General features: G+C 72.6%; 24 protein-coding genes and 1 pseudogene. 24 read left to right on the forward strand and 1 reads right to left on the reverse strand.

Annotation, left to right across the window (positions count from 1 at the left end):
• Position 1: 1 nt before the first annotated feature.
• From BX283_RS06000 to BX283_RS06075, 16 genes and pseudogenes are all read left to right on the forward strand, one after another.
• A complete protein-coding gene (locus BX283_RS06000; protein WP_101386607.1) occupies positions 2 to 1,864 on the forward strand; it encodes a transketolase in 1,863 nt (620 codons plus the stop codon).
• Positions 1,865 to 1,923: 59 nt separating this feature from the next.
• On the forward strand, positions 1,924 to 2,238 hold the full coding sequence (locus BX283_RS06005) for a gas vesicle protein (protein WP_101386608.1): 315 nt from the start codon (positions 1,924 to 1,926) through the stop codon (positions 2,236 to 2,238).
• 72 nt (positions 2,239 to 2,310) lie between these two features.
• Positions 2,311 to 2,730, forward strand: a complete 420-nt coding sequence (locus BX283_RS06010) for a gas vesicle structural protein GvpA (protein ID WP_101386609.1) — start codon at positions 2,311 to 2,313, stop codon at positions 2,728 to 2,730.
• A complete protein-coding gene (locus tag BX283_RS06015; RefSeq protein WP_101386610.1) occupies positions 2,727 to 3,443 on the forward strand; it encodes a GvpL/GvpF family gas vesicle protein in 717 nt (238 codons plus the stop codon). The genes BX283_RS06010 and BX283_RS06015 overlap by 4 nt, the downstream gene beginning before the upstream one ends.
• A gap of 27 nt (positions 3,444 to 3,470) precedes the next feature.
• Positions 3,471 to 3,707, forward strand: coding sequence for a gas vesicle protein GvpG (locus BX283_RS06020; RefSeq protein ID WP_101386611.1), 237 nt, complete (start codon positions 3,471 to 3,473; stop codon positions 3,705 to 3,707).
• The gene (locus BX283_RS06025; protein ID WP_101386612.1) at positions 3,704 to 4,264 is read left to right on the forward strand and encodes a DNA primase; all 561 of its coding nucleotides are present in this window, start codon (positions 3,704 to 3,706) and stop codon (positions 4,262 to 4,264) included. Before BX283_RS06020 ends, BX283_RS06025 begins: the two co-directional genes overlap by 4 nt.
• A complete protein-coding gene (locus tag BX283_RS06030) occupies positions 4,257 to 5,366 on the forward strand; it encodes an SRPBCC family protein (protein WP_101386613.1) in 1,110 nt (369 codons plus the stop codon). Before BX283_RS06025 ends, BX283_RS06030 begins: the two co-directional genes overlap by 8 nt.
• Positions 5,366 to 5,719 (forward strand): gas vesicle protein, encoded by a 354-nt coding sequence (locus BX283_RS06035; RefSeq protein ID WP_101386614.1) that lies wholly within the window; start codon positions 5,366 to 5,368, stop codon positions 5,717 to 5,719. Before BX283_RS06030 ends, BX283_RS06035 begins: the two co-directional genes overlap by 1 nt.
• Positions 5,712 to 6,512 carry a GvpL/GvpF family gas vesicle protein gene (locus BX283_RS06040; protein WP_101386615.1) on the forward strand — a complete coding sequence of 267 codons (801 nt, stop codon included), beginning with the start codon at positions 5,712 to 5,714 and terminating at the stop codon, positions 6,510 to 6,512. The genes BX283_RS06035 and BX283_RS06040 overlap by 8 nt, the downstream gene beginning before the upstream one ends.
• Positions 6,499 to 6,687: pseudogene (locus BX283_RS42110) on the forward strand (gas vesicle protein); the annotation flags it as partial. The gene BX283_RS06040 and the pseudogene BX283_RS42110, both read left to right, overlap by 14 nt.
• Positions 6,688 to 6,791: 104 nt before the next feature.
• On the forward strand, positions 6,792 to 7,109 hold the full coding sequence (locus BX283_RS06050; protein WP_101386616.1) for a gas vesicle protein K: 318 nt from the start codon (positions 6,792 to 6,794) through the stop codon (positions 7,107 to 7,109).
• Entirely contained in the window at positions 7,106 to 8,077 is a 972-nt protein-coding gene (locus BX283_RS06055; RefSeq protein WP_101386617.1) for a cation diffusion facilitator family transporter, read from the forward strand. The genes BX283_RS06050 and BX283_RS06055 overlap by 4 nt, the downstream gene beginning before the upstream one ends.
• 123 nt (positions 8,078 to 8,200) lie before the next feature.
• Positions 8,201 to 8,371 carry a hydrophobic protein gene (locus tag BX283_RS06060; RefSeq protein WP_101392172.1) on the forward strand — a complete coding sequence of 57 codons (171 nt, stop codon included), beginning with the start codon at positions 8,201 to 8,203 and terminating at the stop codon, positions 8,369 to 8,371.
• 111 nt (positions 8,372 to 8,482) lie between these two features.
• Positions 8,483 to 8,659, forward strand: coding sequence for a CsbD family protein (locus BX283_RS06065; protein ID WP_257584246.1), 177 nt, complete (start codon positions 8,483 to 8,485; stop codon positions 8,657 to 8,659).
• 112 nt (positions 8,660 to 8,771) lie between these two features.
• Complete coding sequence (locus tag BX283_RS06070) at positions 8,772 to 9,068, forward strand: DUF5133 domain-containing protein (RefSeq protein WP_373979146.1); 297 nt, start codon at positions 8,772 to 8,774, stop codon at positions 9,066 to 9,068.
• A gap of 259 nt (positions 9,069 to 9,327) precedes the next feature.
• Positions 9,328 to 9,843, forward strand: coding sequence for a GNAT family N-acetyltransferase (locus BX283_RS06075; RefSeq protein ID WP_101386619.1), 516 nt, complete (start codon positions 9,328 to 9,330; stop codon positions 9,841 to 9,843).
• A 66-nt stretch (positions 9,844 to 9,909) separates the two neighbouring features.
• Here BX283_RS06075 and BX283_RS06080 read toward each other — a convergent pair whose 3' ends face one another.
• Entirely contained in the window at positions 9,910 to 11,034 is a 1,125-nt protein-coding gene (locus BX283_RS06080; protein ID WP_257582073.1) for an AI-2E family transporter, read from the reverse strand.
• 506 nt (positions 11,035 to 11,540) lie between these two features.
• On the opposite strand from BX283_RS06080, the gene BX283_RS40510 reads away from it, so the two are divergent.
• The 8 genes from BX283_RS40510 (at position 11,541) to BX283_RS06115 (ending at position 19,622) form a co-directional block, all read left to right on the forward strand.
• Positions 11,541 to 11,717 carry a hypothetical protein gene (locus tag BX283_RS40510; protein ID WP_180357071.1) on the forward strand — a complete coding sequence of 59 codons (177 nt, stop codon included), beginning with the start codon at positions 11,541 to 11,543 and terminating at the stop codon, positions 11,715 to 11,717.
• The gene (locus tag BX283_RS06085; RefSeq protein ID WP_101386621.1) at positions 11,714 to 12,175 is read left to right on the forward strand and encodes a monovalent cation/H+ antiporter complex subunit F; all 462 of its coding nucleotides are present in this window, start codon (positions 11,714 to 11,716) and stop codon (positions 12,173 to 12,175) included. Before BX283_RS40510 ends, BX283_RS06085 begins: the two co-directional genes overlap by 4 nt.
• Positions 12,168 to 12,428, forward strand: coding sequence for a DUF4040 domain-containing protein (locus BX283_RS06090; RefSeq protein ID WP_101386622.1), 261 nt, complete (start codon positions 12,168 to 12,170; stop codon positions 12,426 to 12,428). Before BX283_RS06085 ends, BX283_RS06090 begins: the two co-directional genes overlap by 8 nt.
• The gene (gene mbhE, locus BX283_RS06095) at positions 12,425 to 13,180 is read left to right on the forward strand and encodes a hydrogen gas-evolving membrane-bound hydrogenase subunit E (protein ID WP_101386623.1); all 756 of its coding nucleotides are present in this window, start codon (positions 12,425 to 12,427) and stop codon (positions 13,178 to 13,180) included. Before BX283_RS06090 ends, mbhE begins: the two co-directional genes overlap by 4 nt.
• A gap of 22 nt (positions 13,181 to 13,202) precedes the next feature.
• Complete coding sequence (locus BX283_RS06100; RefSeq protein WP_101386624.1) at positions 13,203 to 13,550, forward strand: sodium:proton antiporter; 348 nt, start codon at positions 13,203 to 13,205, stop codon at positions 13,548 to 13,550.
• Positions 13,547 to 15,295, forward strand: a complete 1,749-nt coding sequence (locus BX283_RS06105) for a complex I subunit 5 family protein (protein ID WP_101386625.1) — start codon at positions 13,547 to 13,549, stop codon at positions 15,293 to 15,295. Before BX283_RS06100 ends, BX283_RS06105 begins: the two co-directional genes overlap by 4 nt.
• A 182-nt stretch (positions 15,296 to 15,477) precedes the next feature.
• Complete coding sequence (fdh, locus tag BX283_RS06110; protein WP_101386626.1) at positions 15,478 to 18,723, forward strand: formate dehydrogenase; 3,246 nt, start codon at positions 15,478 to 15,480, stop codon at positions 18,721 to 18,723.
• Positions 18,720 to 19,622, forward strand: coding sequence for a 4Fe-4S dicluster domain-containing protein (locus tag BX283_RS06115; RefSeq protein ID WP_101386627.1), 903 nt, complete (start codon positions 18,720 to 18,722; stop codon positions 19,620 to 19,622). Before fdh ends, BX283_RS06115 begins: the two co-directional genes overlap by 4 nt.
• The last annotated feature ends 25 nt before the right edge of the window (positions 19,623 to 19,647 follow it).

Here is a 19,647-nt window from a genome sequence, read left to right on the forward strand (position 1 = left end):
CATGAAGAACGCTCGTACCCCCGACAGTGCCGAACTGACCGAACTGGGTCAGCAGTTGAGGGTCGACGCGGTCCGCGCCGCCGATGCCGCCGGATCCGGCCATCCGACGTCCTCGATGTCCGCGGCCGACCTGGCCGCCGTGCTCCTGGCCGGGCATCTGCGGTACGACTTCGAACAGCCCGAGCACCCCGCCAACGACCGGCTGATCCTCTCCAAGGGGCACGCCTCGCCGCTGCTGTACGCCATGTACCGCGCGGCCGGGGTGGTCGACGACGAGGAACTGCTCACCTTCCGCAGGCAGGGCAGCCGTCTGGAGGGGCATCCCACACCCCGGCTGCCGTGGGTGGACGTGGCCACCGGCTCGCTCGGCCAGGGGCTGCCGATCGGGGTGGGCATGGCTCTGGCGGGCAAGCACCTCGACCACCTGCCGTACCGCGTCTGGGTGCTGTGCGGCGACAGCGAACTCGCCGAGGGCTCGATCTGGGAGGCGGCCGAGCACGCCGGGGACCAGCACCTGGACAACCTCACACTGATCGTCGACGTCAACCGGCTCGGGCAGCGCGGCCCGACCCGCCACCAGCGCGACCTGGCCGCGTACGCACGCAGGTTCCGCGCCTTCGACTGGCACACCGTCGAGGTCGACGGCCATGACGTCGAGGCCATCGACGCGGCCTACCGGGAGGCGGCGGCCACCACGCGCCGGCCCACCGCGATCCTCGCGGGCACGGTGAAGGGCAAGGGCGCCGCCTCCGTCGAGGACCGCGAGGGCATGCACGGCAAGCCGCTGCCGGACGCCGAGGCGGCCGTCGGCGAGCTCGGCGGCCCCCGTTTCGTCCGCGTCGACGTCACCGCGCCGCCCGCCGCCCGCACGCCCGAGCCCGCGCCGGCCGGCCGTCTCGAACTGCCCCGCTACGAGGTGGGCGAGAAGGTCGCCACCCGCACGGCGTACGGGCAGGCGCTGGCCGCCCTCGGCACGGCGCGCGGCGATGTGGTGGTGCTCGACGGCGAGGTGGGCGACTCGACGAAGGCCGAGCTCTTCGCGAAGGAACACCCCGAGCGGTACTTCGAGTGCTACATCGCCGAGCAGCAGATGCTGGCGGCCGCCGTGGGTCTGTCGGTCCGGGGCTGGACGCCGTACGCCGCCACGTTCGCCGCGTTCCTGACCCGCGCCCACGACTTCGTGCGGATGGCCGCGATCAGCCGGGCCTCGCTCGTCGTGGCGGGCTCGCACGCGGGCGTCGCCATCGGGCAGGACGGGCCCTCGCAGATGGGCCTTGAGGACCTGGCGATGTTCCGGGCGGTGCACGGCAGTACGGTGCTCTACCCCTGCGACGCCAACCAGACGGCCAGGCTCGTCGCGGCGGCGGCGGACGGCGAGGGCATCCGCTATCTGCGCACCACCCGGGGCGACACCCCGGTCCTCTACGGGCCCGACGAGGAGTTCCCGGTCGGCGGCGCCAAGGTGCTGCGGTCCTCCCCGCACGACAAGGTAACCCTGGTCGCGGCGGGCGTCACCGTCCACGAGGCGCTGGCCGCGGCGGACGCGCTGGAGGAGGGCGGGATCCCGGTGCGGGTGATCGACCTGTACTCGGTCAAGCCGGTCGACGAGCGGGTGCTCCAGGAGGCGGCGGCGCTGACGGGGTGTCTGGTCACCGTCGAGGACCACCGCTCGCAGGGCGGCATCGGCGACGCCGTCGCCGAGTGCTTCGCCGACGGCCGCCCGATGCCCCGTCTCGTCAGGCTCGCCGTCGAGAACATGCCCGGCTCCGCGACCCCTGAGGAGCAACTGGCCGAGGCCGCCATCGACGCGGCGTCCATCACGGCGACGGTCCGGGTGCTGTACGAGCGGGTCGTCACGAGCTGATCGAGCGGGTTTGCCCCGCCCGCGCGGGGCTACCCGGAAGACCTCAGACGTGAGGTGACATGGCGAACACATCAGGAAACACGTCCGGCGACAAACGCAAGTCCCAGGAGGAGCTGCCCGGCGCGATGGACGTGCTGCGCGGCGCACGGGCCCAGCTCGCCGAACTCACCGGAATGGAGGCGGAGTCGGTCTCGTCCTTCGAACGCGCCGAGAACGGCTGGGTGCTGCGCATCGAGGTCCTGGAGCTGGCCCGGGTCCCGGACACCATGAGCCTGCTCGCCTCGTACGAGGTCGAGCTGGACCGGCACGGCGAGCTGACCGGCTACCGGCGGCTGCGCCGGTACGAGCGGGGACGCGCCGACCGCAACCCGTAGGACACGACTTCACCCACAACCCGTAAGGCACGAATTCACCCACGACATCACAGAGAAGGAGGGCCGGACACCATGACGGTTGTCCCGGCACAACAAGGCGGCAGCGGCGGGACCAGTGGTCTCTACGACGTCCTGGAGCTGGTGCTCGACCGAGGGCTCGTGATCGACGCGTTCGTGCGCGTCTCCCTCGTCGGCATCGAGATCCTCAAGATCGACGTACGGGTGGTCGTCGCGAGCGTCGACACCTATCTGCGCTTCGCGGAGGCGTGCAACCGGCTCGACCTGGAGGCCGGCCCGCGCAAGAGCCCCGGACTGCCCGACCTGGTCGGGGAGATCACCGAGTCCGGTGCGCGCGGCAAGTCCAAGGGCGCGCTCTCGGGCGCCGCCCAGACCATCTCCGACGCCTTCCAGCAGGCCCGCGACGAAGCCGAACCCGAGCAGCGCCCGCGCACCCGGCGGACCGCCGCGCGCCGGAAGGAGGAGCAGGAATGACCACGTACGTCTACGGGATCGCGCACCGCACGCACGCGCGCCTGCCCGAGGAGATGGGCGGCGTCGGCGATCCGCCGCGCCCGGTGCGGACCGTCGTCCAGGGCGATCTGGTGGCGCTGGTCAGCGACGCACCCGAGGACCTGCGGCCCAAGCGGCGGGATCTGCTGGCCCATCAGAGCGTGCTCGCCGAGGCGGGCGCGGGCGGCGCGGTGCTGCCGATGCGGTTCGGCGGTGTCTCGCCCGACGACGAGGCCGTGAAGGCCGCGCTCGCCGAGCACGGCGAGCGGTATCTGGAGCGCCTCGAAGCCCTGGAGGGCAAGGTCGAGTACAACATCAAGGCCGCCCACGACGAGGAGGCCGTGCTGCACCAAGTGCTCGCGGAGAGCCCCGAGTTGCGCGCCCTGAGCGAGGCCAACCGGAAGGCGGGCGGCGGCACCTACGAGCAGAAGCTGCGCCTGGGCGAGCGGATCGCCGTCGCGGTCCAGCAGCGCGAGGCGCGCGACGCGGTGCTGATCCAGCGGGCCCTGGAGGGCGCCGCCGAGGAGGAGCGGCCCGGGCCGCAGTCCACCGGCTGGCTGGCCAACCTCTCGTTCCTGGTGGCGCGCGAGCGCGCCGACGAGTTCGTGGCGTCGGTGGAGACCCTGCGCAAGGAGGCGCCGCACCTCATCGTCCAGGTGCACGGCCCGCTGCCCCCGTACAGCTTCACGGACTGACGCGCCCGACCCGACGGGAGGCTCCGCGTGGGCCTGCTCAAAGAACTGCTGCTGCTCCCCGCGGCCCCTGTGCGCGGCACCTTCTGGGTGCTGGAGCAGGTGGTCGCGCAGGCGGAGCAGCAGTACTACGACCCCTCGGCCATACGTGACGAACTCGCCCTGCTGGAAGAGAAGTTGATGGCGGGCGAGATCGACGAGGCCGAGTTCGACCGCCGCGAGGACGAGCTCCTCGACCGGCTGGAGAACAGGAATCCGTCACGATGAACAACCGGCTGGCAATAGGGCTCGCGGTAGGCGCGGGCTATGTGCTCGGTCGCACCAAGAAGGCCAAGCTCGCGTTCGGCATCGGCACCATGGTGCTCGGCAAGCGGCTCAAGCTCAGCCCCGGGGCGCTCGCGGAGTTCGCCGCCGGGCAGCTGGAGAGCAACCCGCAGTTCAAGGAGATCGGCGACCAGCTGCGCGAGGACCTGCGCGGGGTGGGCAGGGCGGCGACCGGCGCCCTGGTCAACCGGCAGCTCGAAGGCCTCGCGGACCGACTGCACGACCGCACCCTCGATGTGCAGGACCGTATCGCCGGGGTGGTGCCGGACGGCGGGGAGGAAGCGGCCGAGAAGGCCACCGCACCCGCCAGGAAGACGGCCGACCGGGCGAAGCGGTCCGCGCCCGCGAAGAAGGCGGAGTCGGCGAAGGAGTCGGCGAAGAAGTCCGAGCCGGTACGCCGTGCCGTCACCGCGAAGAAGACCGCGGCGCGCCGGGCGACGGGCACCCGTGGCCGCTCCTCGGAGCGCGCCGAGGCGAAGGGGGGCCGGTCCCGTGACTGAGACGAAGCAGACCGCGTCGAAAGGGGCGACCGGGCTGGTCGACAGCGCCGTCACGGACCGCCTCAAGTCCGAGCTCCAGGCCCTCGCGCTCGCCCAGCTGGAGCGGGCACTGGCCGGGATCGGGCGCAAACTCGGTGAGTCCACGGTGAAGTTGAACGACATCGCCGAGGGGCGCAGCCCCGGTTTCGCCTCGCTGGCGCTGAAGGGCGGCCGCAAACTCACCGAGGGCAAGGGGCCGGTCCGTACCGCCCTGGAGCTCGGGGCCGGCCACCTCAAGGAGAACGTCACCGACGCGTTCAAGAACCTCGGCGGCAAGAAGCCCGGCAAGGGCGGCGGCGGCCGCAAGCCGACGGTCATCATGGAGTCGGTGGACGTCGGCGTACCGGTCCGCGAGGCGTACGACCAGTGGACCCAGTACCAGGAGTTCTCCCATTTCACCAAGGGTGTCCGCAGCGCGAACAGCGCCGACGACACCAGCTCCGACTGGAAGCTGAAGGTCTTCTGGTCCAGCCGCAGCTGGAAGGCGCACACCACCGAACAGGTCCCCGACGCACGCATCGCATGGACCTCGGAGGGCGCCAAGGGCACCACCAAGGGCGTGGTGACGTTCCACCCGCTGGGCGAGTCCCTCACCCGGGTGCTGCTGGTCATCGAGTACTACCCGAAGGGCCTGTTCGAGCGGACCGGCAACCTCTGGCGGGCCCAGGGCCGCCGGGCCCGGCTCGACCTGAAGAACTTCGCCCGGCACATCGCCCTGCGCGGCGAGGCCCCGGACGGCTGGCGCGGCGAGATCCGCGACGGCGAGGTCGTCCTGAGCCACGAGGACGCGCTGGCGCACGAGGAGAAGACGCGCGACGAGGACGCCTACGACGAGGTCCGGGGGGACGAGGAGCCTTTCGAGGGCGAGTACGAGGAGGAGCCGGAGGGGGACGAGGAAATTCCCGAGAACACCGAGAACTCCGAGGACATCGAGGACACCGAGGACCCCGAAGCCGTCGAATACGGCGACGAATGGGAAGACGCCGAAGAGGACGCGGCAGAAGAACCCGAGCCCGAGGAATCCGGGCGCCGGTACGCCAAGTCCGGTTCGCGGAGGCGCTGATGACGGTCCCGGGACGGCTCTCCGATCCGTATGCGTCGGACGGCGGCAGCGCGAATCTCGCCGACATTCTCGAACGCGTCCTCGACAAGGGAATCGTCATCGCCGGGGACATTCGTATCAATCTCCTCGACATCGAACTCCTCACCATCAAACTCCGCCTCATCGTCGCCTCCTTGGACAAGGCGAAGGAAATGGGTATCGACTGGTGGGAGGACGACCCCGCGCTCTCCGGCGCCGCCCGCCGCCGTGAACTCTCCCGGGAGAACGAGCGATTGCAGGCCCGCATCGCCGAACTGGAGAGCCACAACGGAGATTCCCGGGACGCGCACGCGGAGGTGGTACGCGATGAATGAGGCACTGTGGTACGTCTACGCGGTCGTGCGGCCCTTCGAGGGGGCGCCGCCCGACGGCGTGCGCGGCCTGGACGGCGAGCCGCCGAGGCTGATCGTCCACCGGGGGCTGTGCGCGGCGGCGAGCCCGGTGCCCGCCGCGGACTTCGACGCCGCCCCGCTCCGCGCCCATCTGGAGGATCTGGACTGGCTCGCCGCCACCGCCCGCGCCCATCAGGCGGTGGTGGCCGCGCTCTCCTCGGTGACCTGCGCGATTCCGCTGCGGCTCGCCACGGTGTGCCGGGACACGAGCGGGGTGCGCCGGCTGCTCGACTCCGGGCGCGCCCGTTTCGTACCGGCTCTGGAGCGGCTGGACGGGCGGGTCGAATGGGGCGTCAAGGTGTACGCGGAGGGCGCGGCGCCCGAGGCCACGGCGGCGCCGGAGGCGAAGCCCGCGAGCGGACGGGAGTATCTGCGCCGCAGGCTGGGGCAGCGCCAGGCGCGGGAGGACACCTGGCGGCAGGCGGGCGCCCTCTCCCGCAGTCTGCGCCGGACGCTGTCCGGGCACGCCGAGGCGGAGCGGCTGCACCGGCCGCAGAGCGCCCGGGTCTGCGGGCAGCCGGGCGAGAACGTGCTCAACGCCGCCTATCTGGTGCCGCGCGAGCGCAGCGCGGAGTTCGTCGCCCTCGCCGAGCGGCACGGGTCGCGGGTCGCGGGGGTGCGCGTCGAGGTGACCGGGCCGTGGGCCCCGTACTCCTTCGCGGGCGCCGTGGACGCGGACGGAGGAGGAGCCGATGGCCCCGATGGCAGCCTCTGACCACGCGCTCGCCGAGCGGCAGGTGGCCCTCGTCGATCTGCTCGACCGGCTCCTCGCGGGCGGTGTGGTCCTCGCCGGTGACCTCACGTTGCGCATCGCGGACGTGGACCTGGTCCGGATCGACCTGAACGCGCTGGTCAGCTCGGTGAGCGCGGAGGTCCCCTCGCCGTTCGAGAGCGCGTATGAGGAAAGCGCGTATGAGGAAGCGGACGGGAGCGCGTACGCGAGCGACGGGCCCGGGCTGCCTACCGGCTCGTACGACCGCTTCGGGGAGGGCTCATGAGCGGGCGGCGGCGTGTGGAGCTGGACGCCGACACGGTGGAGCGCGATCTCGCCCGGCTGGTCCTGACCGTGGTGGAGCTGCTTCGCCAGCTGATGGAGCGTCAGGCCCTGCGCCGGGTCGAGACCGGTGAGCTCACGGGCGAGCAGGAGGAGCGGATCGGGCTCACGTTGATGCTTTTGGAGGACCGGATGGGCGAGCTGAGGGCGAAGTTCGGGCTGCGCCCGGAGGATCTGAACATCGACCTCGGACCGCTGGGTCCGCTGCTGCCGGTGGAAGCCTCCGACGGCGGCCCCGACGGGGAGCGCGGACCATGAGCGGGAACACCGACGGCAAGGCGCCGGGGCGGACCGGGGGCAAGGACTCCGGCACCCGGCTCACGGTCTTCGTCGCGCTCGGCGCGAATCTGCTCATCGCCGTGGCGAAGGCGGTCGGCGGGGTCGTGGCCGGTTCGCCCGCGCTGCTCTCCGAAGCGGCCCACTCCGTCGCGGACAGCGTCAACGAGGTGTTCCTGCTGGCCGCACTGCGCCGCAGCCGCCGCCCCCCGGACCGCCACCACCCCTTCGGCTACGGCAAGGAACGCTTCTTCTGGTCCCTGCTGGCGGCGGTCGGCATCTTCGTGATGGGCGGCTGCTTCTCCGTCTTCCAGGGCATCGAGGCACTGCGCTCGGGCGCGGACGAGTCGCACTCCGGATACGTCGCCGGGCTCGTCGTCCTCGGCGTCGCCTTCCTCGCCGAGGGCGCGTCGCTGCTGCGGGCCCTGCACCAGGTGCGCGGGCAGCCGGGCGGCGGCATCGGGCGCGATCCGGCACTGCGCACGGTGGTCGCGGAGGACGGGACGGCCGTCCTCGGCGTCACCCTGGCCATGGCCGGGATGGCACTGCATATGACGACAGGTCAGGTGGTGTGGGAGGGCTCGGCCTCGCTGGGCATCGGGGCACTGCTCGGGTACGTGGCGTACCGGCTCGGCAAGGACGCCCGCGACCAGCTCATCGGGGAGGCGGTCGACCCCGAGATGCGCGACCGCATCCGGGCGCTGCTGGACGCGCAGCCGGAGATCGACAGCGTGGAGGCCCTGCTCACCATGCGGCTCGGCACCGACTCCGCGCTGGTCGCGGCCCGTATCGACCTGGCGCCGGGGCTGGAGAGCGAGCGGATCGAGCTGGTCTGCGAACGCGTCAAGAACTCGGTGGCCAACATCTGGCCCGACGCCGACCAGGTGTTCCTGGACGTCACGGACGCGGAGACGGCGGGTGCCCGTGCCTCCGAGGGGAGAAAACCATGAACGGATCTCCTTTACCGAGAATCATCCGCACCTTCCCCCGTCCAGAAGCACCTTCCCCTGTCCGGAATTCTCCGCGCATGACACGGCCCGGCAGGGGAACTCGGCTTTGTGGAGGTGCATAGCATGGTTCCCCTGCTTGTTGTTCTACTGCTCGCGCTGCTTCTCTTCGGCGCCGGTTTCGCGCTCCAGGTTCTGTGGTGGGTCGCGCTGGTCGTCCTGGTCCTGTGGCTCGTGGGTTTCGTCGCACGTCCGGCCGCAAGTGGTGGCCGCCGGAGCCGCTGGTACCGGTGGTGACCGCGATACCCGAGGAATTCCCGGCGGGTACGCGACAGACGTTTGCGGATCCACTGAACGGTCAGACTCGGAGGTGACCACCGAATGCGAAAAGATCGGGGTGTGATTACCGTGACCGCGAAGAACGAGAAGGCCAAGGCGAAGGCCGAGCAGGCCAAGGGAAAGGCCAAGGAGGCCGCGGCCCGCGCGGTGGGCAATGAGAGCAAGACCGCCGAGGGCCGCGCCGAGAAGGCGAAGGGCGACCTCCGCCAGGCCAAGGAGAAGACCAAGGACGCGTTCCGCAAGTAGCGCGGTTCACCGCGCTGCGGGGCCCGGCGGAGTCTCTCCGCCGGGCCCCGTTTCCGCAAGTCGTCACGGAGCGCAGCAATACGGCTCGCGCAGGTCCCCGGACCCCGTCAGGATGGGTGGGCCGGGGCCCGCCCATGTGCAGGAGGACATGATGCTGCTGCCCGACAAACACACCCTCGAACGGCTGCTCTCGCACTACCGGGCGCACGAACGCGCGGTCCTGGCACAGCCCCATGAGCCCGCACTGCGCCGACGCTTCGAGGACACCGCGTACACGCTCTGCGTGCTCATGGGCGAGCGCACCGCGCGCGAGGCGGTGCACGCCGCCGAGCGCTACCTCGCCCGCACCCGCCCGGCGGCCCGCCCTCCCCTCGCCCCGGCCGCTCCCCCGACGTCGCCGACCAGCTAGCGAGCGTGTGGGACACCAGGAAATCCCAGGGTTCTTTCCCGGCAATATGGTACGTTTCAAGGGTTCGTGTCTTTTCGGATTGAGGATGAAAGGGAGGTCGGGCTGATGACCGCGTTCAAGGCCACTGCGAAGAGCAGCGCCCGGACCGCCCTCACGTCCCGGGCGACGGTCTGACCCAGTCACCCCGCCTCGCCGAGAGCGTGAGCTCGCGAGGTGTTCTCCCACACGAACCCACCATGAAACGGATCCTCATCCCGTCATGCGTACACGCGACCCCTGGATCACCCGCGCCGAGACCGGCGCCGACGTCCCCGCCGTCCGTGCCGTCAACCTCGCGGCCTTCGGGACACCCCTGGAGGCGGACCTCGTCGACGCCCTGCGCGCCGACCCCGCGTGGATCGGCGGACTCTCCCTCGTCAGCACCGGCGAGGACGGCCGCCCCGTCGGCCACGCCCTGCTGACCCGCTGCCACATCGGCGACACCCCGGCCCTGTGTCTGGCTCCCGTCGCCGTACTGCCCGAGTACCAGCGCGGCGGGGCCGGTTCGGCCGCCGTCCGTGCCGCACTGGAGGCGGCCGCCGGCCTGGGCGAGCGCTTCGTGGTCGTCCTCGGACACCCCGCGTACTACCCGCGGTTCGGCTTCACCCGCGCCTCCGCACACGGCATCGGGCTGACCATCGACGTCCCGGACGAGGCCCTGATGGCCCTGGCCCTGGACCCGGCCCACCCGCTGCCGAGCGGCACCGTCCGCTACGCGGCGCCCTTCGGTATCTAGCCGCACCCGCGGCACGGATCCTCGCGCCTGCCGTACGAGGGCGCTCACCCTCGTACGGCAGGCGCGTCAGGACGCGTCCGTCCTGGAGAAGACGTGCTCGTCCAGGACGATGCCGATGGCGACGGCGGCCGGGATCGCGACCAGGGCGCCGATGACACCGAGCAGCGCCCCGCCGATCAGTACGCCCACGACCGTGACGAGCGGATGGACGTCGACGGCGAACTTCATGACCCGGGGCACGATCAGATAGTCCTCGGCCAGCCGGAACCCGACGTAGAAGCCCGCGGTGGCCAGCGCGACCGGCAGGGAAACCGACAGGGCCACCAGGCTGACGACGACGCCTCCGATGGTGGTGCCGACGATGGGGATGAGGTCCATCAGCGCGATGAAGACGCCGAGCGCCGCCGGGTAGGGGACGCCGGTGACCGCGCACCAGACGAAGGTGGCCGCACCGGCGATGACCGAGGTGGCGACATTGCCGAGCATGTAGCGCCCCACCCGGTTGAGGACCTCGTCGGTGACCTCCTGGACGTGCGGGCGTTTGCGGGCCGCCACGAAGCGCAGGCAGAACTGCTTGAGCGCGGGCAGGAAGGCCATCACGTACACCGTCACGACGATGACGATGGCGGCCGAGGTGATCGCGCCGACCACGAACTTCCCGGCGCCGAGCAGCCCGCCGGCCAGCCCGGCCGCCCCGCCGGAGGAGAACTGCTGCCTGGCCTTCTCCACCAGGTGGTAGCGGTCCTCGAACCGGCCCAGCGCGGAGTTGTGGTCGTGCAGGTCCCGCAGCCAGCCGGGAACGGCCTTCACCAGCGCGTTGATCTCGTCGGCGGCCGGCGGTACGACCAGCGCCAGGAACCCCGCGAACAGCCCGAGCAGCAGGACCAGGACGACCGCGACGGCCCAGCCGCGGCGCAGCCGGTGGCGGGTGAGCCACATGACGACGGGTTCGAGGGCGATCGCGAGGAACACGGCGAGCAGCAGCAGCGTGAGCAGGCTGCCGACCTCCAGCACGGTCTGCACCGTCAGCCACGCCAGCGTCGCCCCCAGGCCCAGCGAGAAGCCCACGGCGAACCACGACCGGCCGCCCACGCCCTTCCTGCCCACGCCCCGGACCCGCTCGCCCACCGGCCCCGGCCCCGCCGAGGCGGCCCGCTCCGGCTCGCGGCCGTCGGCGGCGTCAGGCCCCACGGACGTCATCGCGCACCCACAGGGTCGATCGGTGCCGTGTCGCGGGGTCCGCAGGACCGTGTCGCATGGCGTGCGCTCCCTTCCCGTCGCACCGCGCGCGGATGCGGCCCCGGCGATCCGCCGTCTGCCGTCTGCCGTCTGCCGTCTGCCGTCTGCCGTCTCTTGACCGAGCATCTCCGACCGGTGGGCATCCGGCCACATGGGCCGCGCGGCGCACCGGCTGCGGTGTTCCCCGCCCCGGCGCCCGATGTGGCGTGGAGCCGGGTGCCCCTCCCGGTCCTCGCGAAACAGCGGCCCCGCCGTCCGGGGGATTGCCGGGCGGAGTGCCGGGTACCCGGTGGCCCGGAGGAGCCGGGGCGGCCGGGCGCGGTGTGGTGCGCGGTGGCGCCGCGCGCCGTCGACGGCCCGCGTGCCCGCGGTGCTTTCATGAGCGCACTCCCTGCGACGCGGGTGCGTCCGACCGGGCGCGCCCACCGATTCCCGACAGCGGTCGAGGTGATGTACGGATGGGTCGAGCGGCGGCCGTGACCGCCGAACTCCTCGCGTGGTGGCTCCTGCTGATGGCCGCGTGGCTGGTGTTCATCAGTACGGTCGACGCCCTGGAGGGGCTCGTCGGGGCCGGGTGCGCCCTGCTGGGGGCGCTGGCGGCCTGCGGGGCCCGGCGGGCGATGAGCGACCGGTGAACGGGTGGCTGTGGGCCGCGACCGTCCTGCTCGCGGCGGGGTTCGGGCCGGTGGTGTGGGCGGTGGCGACCGGGCCGGTGGGGCGCCGGGTGGTCGCCCAGAACTTCGGCACGTCGGCCGTCTGCCTGATCATGCTGCTGCTCGCACAGGGCTACCAGCGGCCGTCGTACACCGACCTCGCCCTGGTGCTCGCGGTGCTCGGCCCGGTCGGCACCCTGGTGTACGCACGGCTGCTCGCCGACGACCTCTCCCCGCATCCGCCGCACACCGGCGTGCTGACCGCGGCGGCCGTCCTCGCCACCACCGCGGTGGTCGTGGCGGTGTGCGCGGCCACCGGAGCGGGCCGGGCCATGGTGAAACTGCTGGTCACCGGGGCGCTCCTGGTCGCGGGGAACGTCATCGCGTCCCGGGCGGTCTCGGGCGGCTACGAGAACGCGGAGGCGACGTCCCATGGCTGATGCACCCATCGTCGTCGCCCTGCTCCTGGTCGCCGTGGCGGCGACCGCCGCGGTGGCGGTCCGCGACCCGGCCCGCCAGGCGCTGGTGCTCGCGGTGCTCGGCCTCGCGCTCGCCGTCCTGTTCACGGTGCTGCAGGCACCGGACGTCGCCCTGTCCCAGCTCGCGGTGGGCTCGGCGCTCACCCCGCTGCTGATCCTGCTGTCCGTACGCAAGGTCCGGCGCCGGGGCCGGCACCAGGACGGCGGCCGGTGAGCCGGCGGCTGCGGATGTGGGTGCTGGCCGTGGGCGGCCTCGGCGTGGCCGCCCTGTTCGCGGCCGCCGCCCTGCGGTTGCCGGACTTCGGCGGCGACGTCCACCCGTACGGGGACCGCGCCGTCAAGGCCTCCCTGGCCCGCCGGACCTCCAACACCGTCGCGTCCGTCAACTTCGACCAGCGGGCCTTCGACACCCTGGGCGAGGAGACCATCCTGTTCGCCGCGGTGCTCGGCACCGTCGTCCTGCTGCGCCAGACCCGCGACGAGCGCCAGGTACGCCCCGCCCCCGAGCGGGTCGCCGCCCCCGTGCGCCGCTACGCGCTGGTCATGCTGCCGGTCGCGCTGCTGACCGGGCTCTACGTCATCGCGCACGGCCAGTTGAGCCCCGGCGGCGGCTTCCAGGGCGGCGTGGTCGCGGCGACCGCACTGCACCTGCTCTACATCGGGGCGGACTACCGCGCCCTGGAGCGGATCCGGCCGGTCGGTCTGTACGAGGTCGGGGACGCGGCGGGCGAGGCGGCGTATCTGATCCTGGGCGTCGCGGGGCTCGTCGGCGGCTCGGCGTTCCTCGCCAACACCCTGCTGCCGTACGGCACGTTCAACACCCTGGCATCGGGCGGGACCGTGCCGCTGCTCAACGCGGCGGTCGGCATGGAGGTGGCCTGTGCGGTGGTGGTGCTGCTCGCCCGCTTCCTCGACCAGGCCGTGGAGATCGAGAGCACCGGAAGCGGGAAGGACCGAGAGGAATGAACGGGGGCGCGAGCGCGCGGTGATGTCCGTACTGCCGTATCTGGTCGCCGGCTGGATCTTCCTGGCGGGCTGCTACGGCCTCGCCACCAGCCGCCATCTGGTCCACGCGGTGGGCTGTCTGGCGGTCTGCCAGTCCTCCACGTACGTCCTGCTGCTCGCCGTGGGCTACCGGGACGGCGGCACGGCGCCGGTCCACTCCGACCTGGCACCGGGCTCGCGGCCGGTCGTCGACCCCGTCGTGCAGGCGCTCGCCCTCACCGACGTCGTGGTCGGGGCGACGGTGACCGCGCTGCTGCTGGCGCTGGTGATGCAGGTGGCCAAGCGGCACGGCACGGTGGATCCCGACGAGCTCTCCGAGCTGCGCGGATGAACCAGCTGCTGCCGCTGGTCGTGGCCCTGCCGCTGCTCGGCGCCGCCGCCCTGGTGGCCGCCGGGCGCAGACTGCCGCGCGCCGCCGCCGAGTCGGTCGGCGCCTGCACCGCGGCGGCGACGGCCGTCCTCGCGATCGTCCTGCTGGTCCACTCCTCGCCCGGCGCCGAGGAGTGGGTGGGCGGCTGGCGCCCGAAGGACGGGGCGAGCGTCGGCATCGTCCTGGTCGGCGACGGCCCCGGCACCGGGCTCGCCGCCCTGGTCTCCGTCCTCGTCGTCGCCGTGCTCGTCTACTCCTGGCACTACTTCGACGAGCCGCCGCGCCGCCACGCGGGCTCCTTCCCCGCACTGGTCCTGCTCTTCCAGGCGGGCATGTGCGGCTTCGCGCTCACCGGGGACCTCTTCAACGCCTTCGTCTTCTTCGAGCTGATGAGCGTGGTGGCGTACGCGCTGACCGGCTACCGCGTCGAGGACGCCAAGGCCGTCCAGGGCGCGCTCACCTTCGGGGTGGTCAACTCTCTGGGCGCGTACGCCACGCTGACCGGCATCGTGCTGCTCTACTCCCGCACCGGCGAGCTCGGCATGCGGCAGATCGGGGCGCGCCTTGACGCGCAGGGCGGGCCGGACGCGCTGACCCTGGCCGCGTTCGCCCTCGTCCTGACCGGCCTTCTGGTGAAGGCGGCCGCCGCGCCCTTCCACTTCTGGCTGCCCGACGCGCACGCGGTCGCGCCGACGCCGGTGTGCATGCTGCTGTCCGGGGTGATGGTGGAGCTGGGGGTGTACGGCACCTGGCGGGTGTACGGCACGGTCTTCGCGGGACCGGGCGGGCTGCCCGCCCCGGACGCCGAGCGCGCCCTGGTGGTGCTCGGCACGCTGACCGCGCTGCTCGGCGCGCTGATGTGCTGGCAGCAGCGCCACATCAAGCGCCTGCTCGCCTACTCGACCGTCGCCCACACCGGGCTCTTCCTCGTCGGCGTCGGCCTGCTGCGGCCGGAGGCGAGCGGCGGGGTGGCGCTGTACGTCCTGGGCCACGCGGGCGCGAAGGCCGCCCTGTTCGCCTGCACCGGCATCCTGCTCGACCGCTACGGCAGCGTCGACGAGCGCGAACTGCACGGCCGCGCCCGCGAGTTGCCGCTGGTCGCCGCCCTGTTCACGGCGGGGGCGCTGGCGCTGGCGGGGCTGCCGCCGTTCGGCACGGGACTGGGTAAGTCGGTTGCGGAGGAGGCGGCGGGCGGCGGCTTCCCCGTGCTGTTCGTCGCCGTGTCGGCCCTCACCGCGGGCGCCGTGCTCAGGGTGGCCGCCGGGGTGTTCCTCGGCCTGGGGCCGCCGCCCGCGAGCGACCCGGCGTACGAGACGAGCGGCGAGGACGAGGAGCCGGAGACCGAGGGCCGGCTCGGCCGGGTGCCCGCGACCATGCTCGGGGTGCCCGCGGTGCTGCTTGCCGGGTCGCTGGCGACGGGGCTTGTGCCGGGCCTGGCGGAGGCGACCGGCCGGGCGTTCGGAGTGGAGGCGCACCACGCGCCGCACTGGACCCCGCCCGGGGTGCTCCTCGGGCTCGCCTCGGCGGCGCTGGCGGCGGGCCTCGCCGGGGCGGCCGTACGCGGCCCGGCGCGCCCCGAACCGTCCCGCTGGGCGGAACCGCTGCGGCGGCTCCACTCCGGCCACATCGGCGACTACGTGGCCTGGCTGGTGGCGGGCACGGCCCTGCTGGGCGCGCTCGCGCTGCCGGGCGTCCTCACGGGCTGAGCGCCTGTGGCCGGGCGTCGGGGCGCAGACGGGGGTTCGAGAACAGGCTCTGCGGCCCGCGGGCATGGGAATCGGCCGAACGGGTACCTGGCTCCGGCATCCGCCCGGCTCCCGTTCGACGCCGGGGCCGCGGCGGGTGAGTCTGTAGGCGGGGCCACAGCAGACGCGGGAGAGGAAGCTCCATGGGCGTACGCGAGCGGCTCGGCGGCTGGCCGGTCTACCGCCAGCTGACCGGGAGCGATCCGCTGGGCCGGGGCCGCGCCGCGATGTCGGCGCACACCGAACGGCTCACGGCCCGCACCGGATCCGCCGACCGGGTGGTCCCCTCCGTGTGCCCGTACTGCGCGGTGGGCTGCGGGCAGCAGATCTACGTCAAGGGCGACGAGGTCGTCCAGATCGAGGGCGACCCGGACTCGCCGGTCAGCCGGGGCCGGCTCTGCCCCAAGGGCTCGGCCACGCTCCAGCTCACCACCGGCACCGCCCGCCGCCACCAGGTCCTGCACCGGCGCCCGTACGCCACCGAGTGGGAGCCGCTCGATCTGGACACGGCCATGGACATGGTGGCCGAGCGCGTGATCGAGACGCGGCGGCGCACCTGGGAGTGGGAGCACGAAGGCAAGCGGACCGCCCGCACGCTCGGCATCGCCAGCCTCGGCGGCGCGACCCTGGACAACGAGGAGAACTACCTCATCAAGAAGCTGCTGACCGGCCTCGGGGTGATCCAGGTGGAGAACCAGGCGCGGGTCTGCCACAGCTCCACGGTCGCCGGGCTCGGCACCTCCTTCGGGCGCGGCGGCGCCACCACGTTCATGCAGGACCTCCAGCACGCCGACTGCATCGTCATCCAGGGCTCCAACTTCGCCGAGGCGCACCCGGTGGGCTTCCAGTGGGTGATGGAGGCGAAGGCGCGCGGCGCCCGGATCATCCATGTCGACCCGCGCTACACCCGCACCAGCGCGCTCGCCGATCTGCATGTGCCCATCCGGGCGGGCAGCGACATCGCCTTCCTCGGCGGGATCATCCACCACGTACTGAGCGAGGAGAAGGACTTCCGCGAGTACGTGCTGGCGTACACCAACGCGGCGACGCTGGTCGGCGAGGACTTCCGGGACACCGAGGACCTCGACGGGGTCTTCTCCGGCCTGGACGAGGACGCGCACCACTACGACCCGTCGAGCTGGCAGTACGAGGGCACGGCGGTGCAGGCGCCCTCGGGCGACGTGGACGAGCAGTACGAGGAGCGGACCCGGGGCTCCGGCGGCGCCGAGACGCACGGTTCGGGCGGCGCACGGACCCACGCCCGGGCCCCCCGCGACGAGACGCTCACCCACCCGCGCTGCGTCTACCAGATCCTCAAGCGCCACTACGCCCGCTACACACCGGAGTTGGTGGAGCGGGTCTGCGGGGTGCCGCGCGAGACGTTCCTGCGGGTGTGCGCGGACCTGACCTCCAACTCGGGCCGCGAGCGCACCAGCGCGTTCGTGTACGCGGTCGGCTGGACCCAGCACACGGTCGGGTCGCAGTACATCCGCGCGGCGAGCATCCTGCAACTGCTGCTCGGCAACATCGGCCGCCCCGGCGGCGGCATCCAGGCACTGCGCGGCCACGCCTCCATCCAGGGCTCCAGCGACATCCCCACCCTCTACAACCTGCTGCCCGGCTATCTGCCCATGCCGCACGCCCACGCGCACGAGACCCTCGACACGTTCATCGAGGCCAGCCGTACGGACAAGGGCTTCTGGGCCGACATGCGGGCCTACTTCGTCAGCCTGCTCAAGGCGTACTACGGCGACGCGGCCACCCCCGAGAACGACTTCTGCTTCGACCACCTGCCCCGGCTGACCGGCTCGCACTCGACGTACGAGACGGTGATGGCGCAGCTGGACGGGGTGTGCAAGGGGTACTTCCTGATGGGCGAGAACCCTGCCGTGGGCTCCGCCAACACCCGTCTGCAACGGCTCGGCATGGCCAATCTGGAGTGGCTGGTCGTCCGTGACTTCTCGCTGATCGAGTCGGCGACTTGGTGGCAGGACGGCCCGGAGATCGAGACCGGGGAGCTGCGGACCGAGGAGATCGGGACGGAGGTGTTCTTCTTCCCGGCCGCCGCGCACACCGAGAAGTCGGGCTCCTTCACCAACACCAACCGCTGGTTGCAGTGGCACCACGCGGCCGTCGAGCCCAAGGGCGACGCCCGCAGCGATCTGTGGTTCATGTACCACCTGGGGCGCCGCATCAAGGCGCGGCTGGCTGCCTCCAGCGACCCGATGGACCGGCCCGTACAGGATCTGACCTGGGACTATCCGGTCGAGGGGCCGCTGGAGGAGCCGGTCGCGGAGGCGGTGCTCGCCGAGATCAACGGCCACGGGCCCGACGGCGCGCCGCTGTCCGCGTACACCGAGCTCAAGGACGACGGCTCCACGAAGTGCGGCTGCTGGATCTACTGCGGGGTGTACGCGGACGGCGTCAACCGGGCCGCCAACCGCACACCCGGCTCCGAGCAGGACTGGGTGGCCGCCGAGTGGGCCTGGGCGTGGCCCGCCAACCGGCGCATCCTCTACAACCGGGCCTCGGCCGCCCCCGACGGCACCCCGTGGAGCGAGCGCAAGGCGTATGTGTGGTGGGACGGGGAGGAGGGGAAGTGGACCGGTCACGACGTCCCCGACTTCGTGCCCGACCGCTCCCCCGATCACGTGCCGCCGGACGGTGCGACGGGCCCCGACGCGCTGCGCGGCGACGACCCGTTCATCATGCAGGCCGACGGCAAGGGCTGGCTGTACGCTCCCGCCGGGCTTGAGGACGGCCCGCTGCCCACGCACTACGAGCCGCAGGACTCGCCCTTCCCCAACGCCCTCCACCCGTCCACGCCGCGCTCTCCCGTACGGCAGTTGCTGCCCAGGGAGGGCAACCGCTACCACCCCAGCGGCGACGAGAAGGGCGCCGAGGTCTTCCCGTACGTCCTCACCACCTACCGGCTCACCGAGCACTTCACGGCGGGCGGGATGAGCCGCTGGTCGCCGTATCTCGCCGAGCTCCAGCCGGAGTTGTTCTGCGAGGTCTCCCCGCAGCTCGCCGCCGAGCGCGGTCTTGAGCACACCGGGTGGGCCACCGTCGTGACCGCCCGCAACGCGATCGAGGCGCGGGTCCTGGTCACCGACCGGATCAGGCCGCTGACCGTGCACGGCCGTACGGTGCACCAGATCGGGCTGCCCTTCCACTGGGGGCCCAACGGTGTGGCCACGGGGGACGCGGCGAACGAGCTGGTGGCCATGGCGCTCGACCCCAACGCCCATATCCAGGAGGACAAGGCGCTCACCGCCGACATCCGCCCGGGGCGCCGTCCGCGCGGCCCGGATCTGCCGAAGCTGGTGGCCGAGTACCGCAGGCGCGCGGGCATCACCGGGACCACGGGGACGGAGAGCCGGAAATGACGGACCGTCATCTGCTGAGCGGGCCCGAGCCCGACCCCGCGCGGGACGCCGGGCACCCCGATCCGCCGGCGCGCGTGGGCTTCTTCACCGACACCTCGGTCTGCATCGGCTGCAAGGCGTGCGAGGTGGCGTGCAAGGAGTGGAACGCGCTGCCCGAGGACGGGCTGTCGCTGACCGGGATGAGTTACGACAACACCCAGGGGCTGGGCGCCTCGGCCTGGCGGCACGTCGCCTTCATCGAGCAGCCGGCGCCCGCGCCCGACGGCCGCGCCCGGCTCCCGCTGCTCGACGACGGCGAGCCGGAGCCTGCCGGCGCGGCGGGCGAGCTGCGCTGGCTGATGTCGTCCGACGTGTGCAAGCACTGCACCCACGCCGCCTGCCTGGACGTCTGCCCGACCGGCTCGCTCTTCCGGACCGAGTTCGGCACGGTCGTCGTCCAGGACGACATCTGCAACGGCTGCGGCTACTGTGTGCCCGCCTGTCCCTACGGCGTCATCGAGCAGCGGCCGTCGGACGGGCGGGCGTTCAAGTGCACCATGTGCTACGACCGGCTGGGCGCCGGGCAGGAGCCCGCCTGCGCCAAGGCGTGCCCCACCGAGTCCATCCGGTTTGGCCCGCTGGACGAGCTGCGCGAGCGGGCCGCGCTGCGCGTCGACGAGCTGCACGAGGCGGGCGTGGCGGGCGCGCGGCTCTACGGCCACGAGCCGGACGACGGGGTCGGCGGCGACGGCGCGTTCTTCCTGCTGCTCGACGAGCCCGAGGTCTACGGGCTGCCACCGGCACCGGTCGTCACCACCCGCGACCTGCCCACGATGTGGAAACACGCGGGTGCGGCGGCTCTGTCCCTGCTGGGCGGTGTGGCGCTGTCGTTCGCCGTGGCCGCGAGGGGGCGGCGATGACCGGGAACGGGAGCCGTCCGGAGCC

Source organism: Streptomyces sp. TLI_146, from assembly GCF_002846415.1.
Classification (GTDB): Bacteria; Actinomycetota; Actinomycetes; order Streptomycetales; family Streptomycetaceae; genus Streptomyces.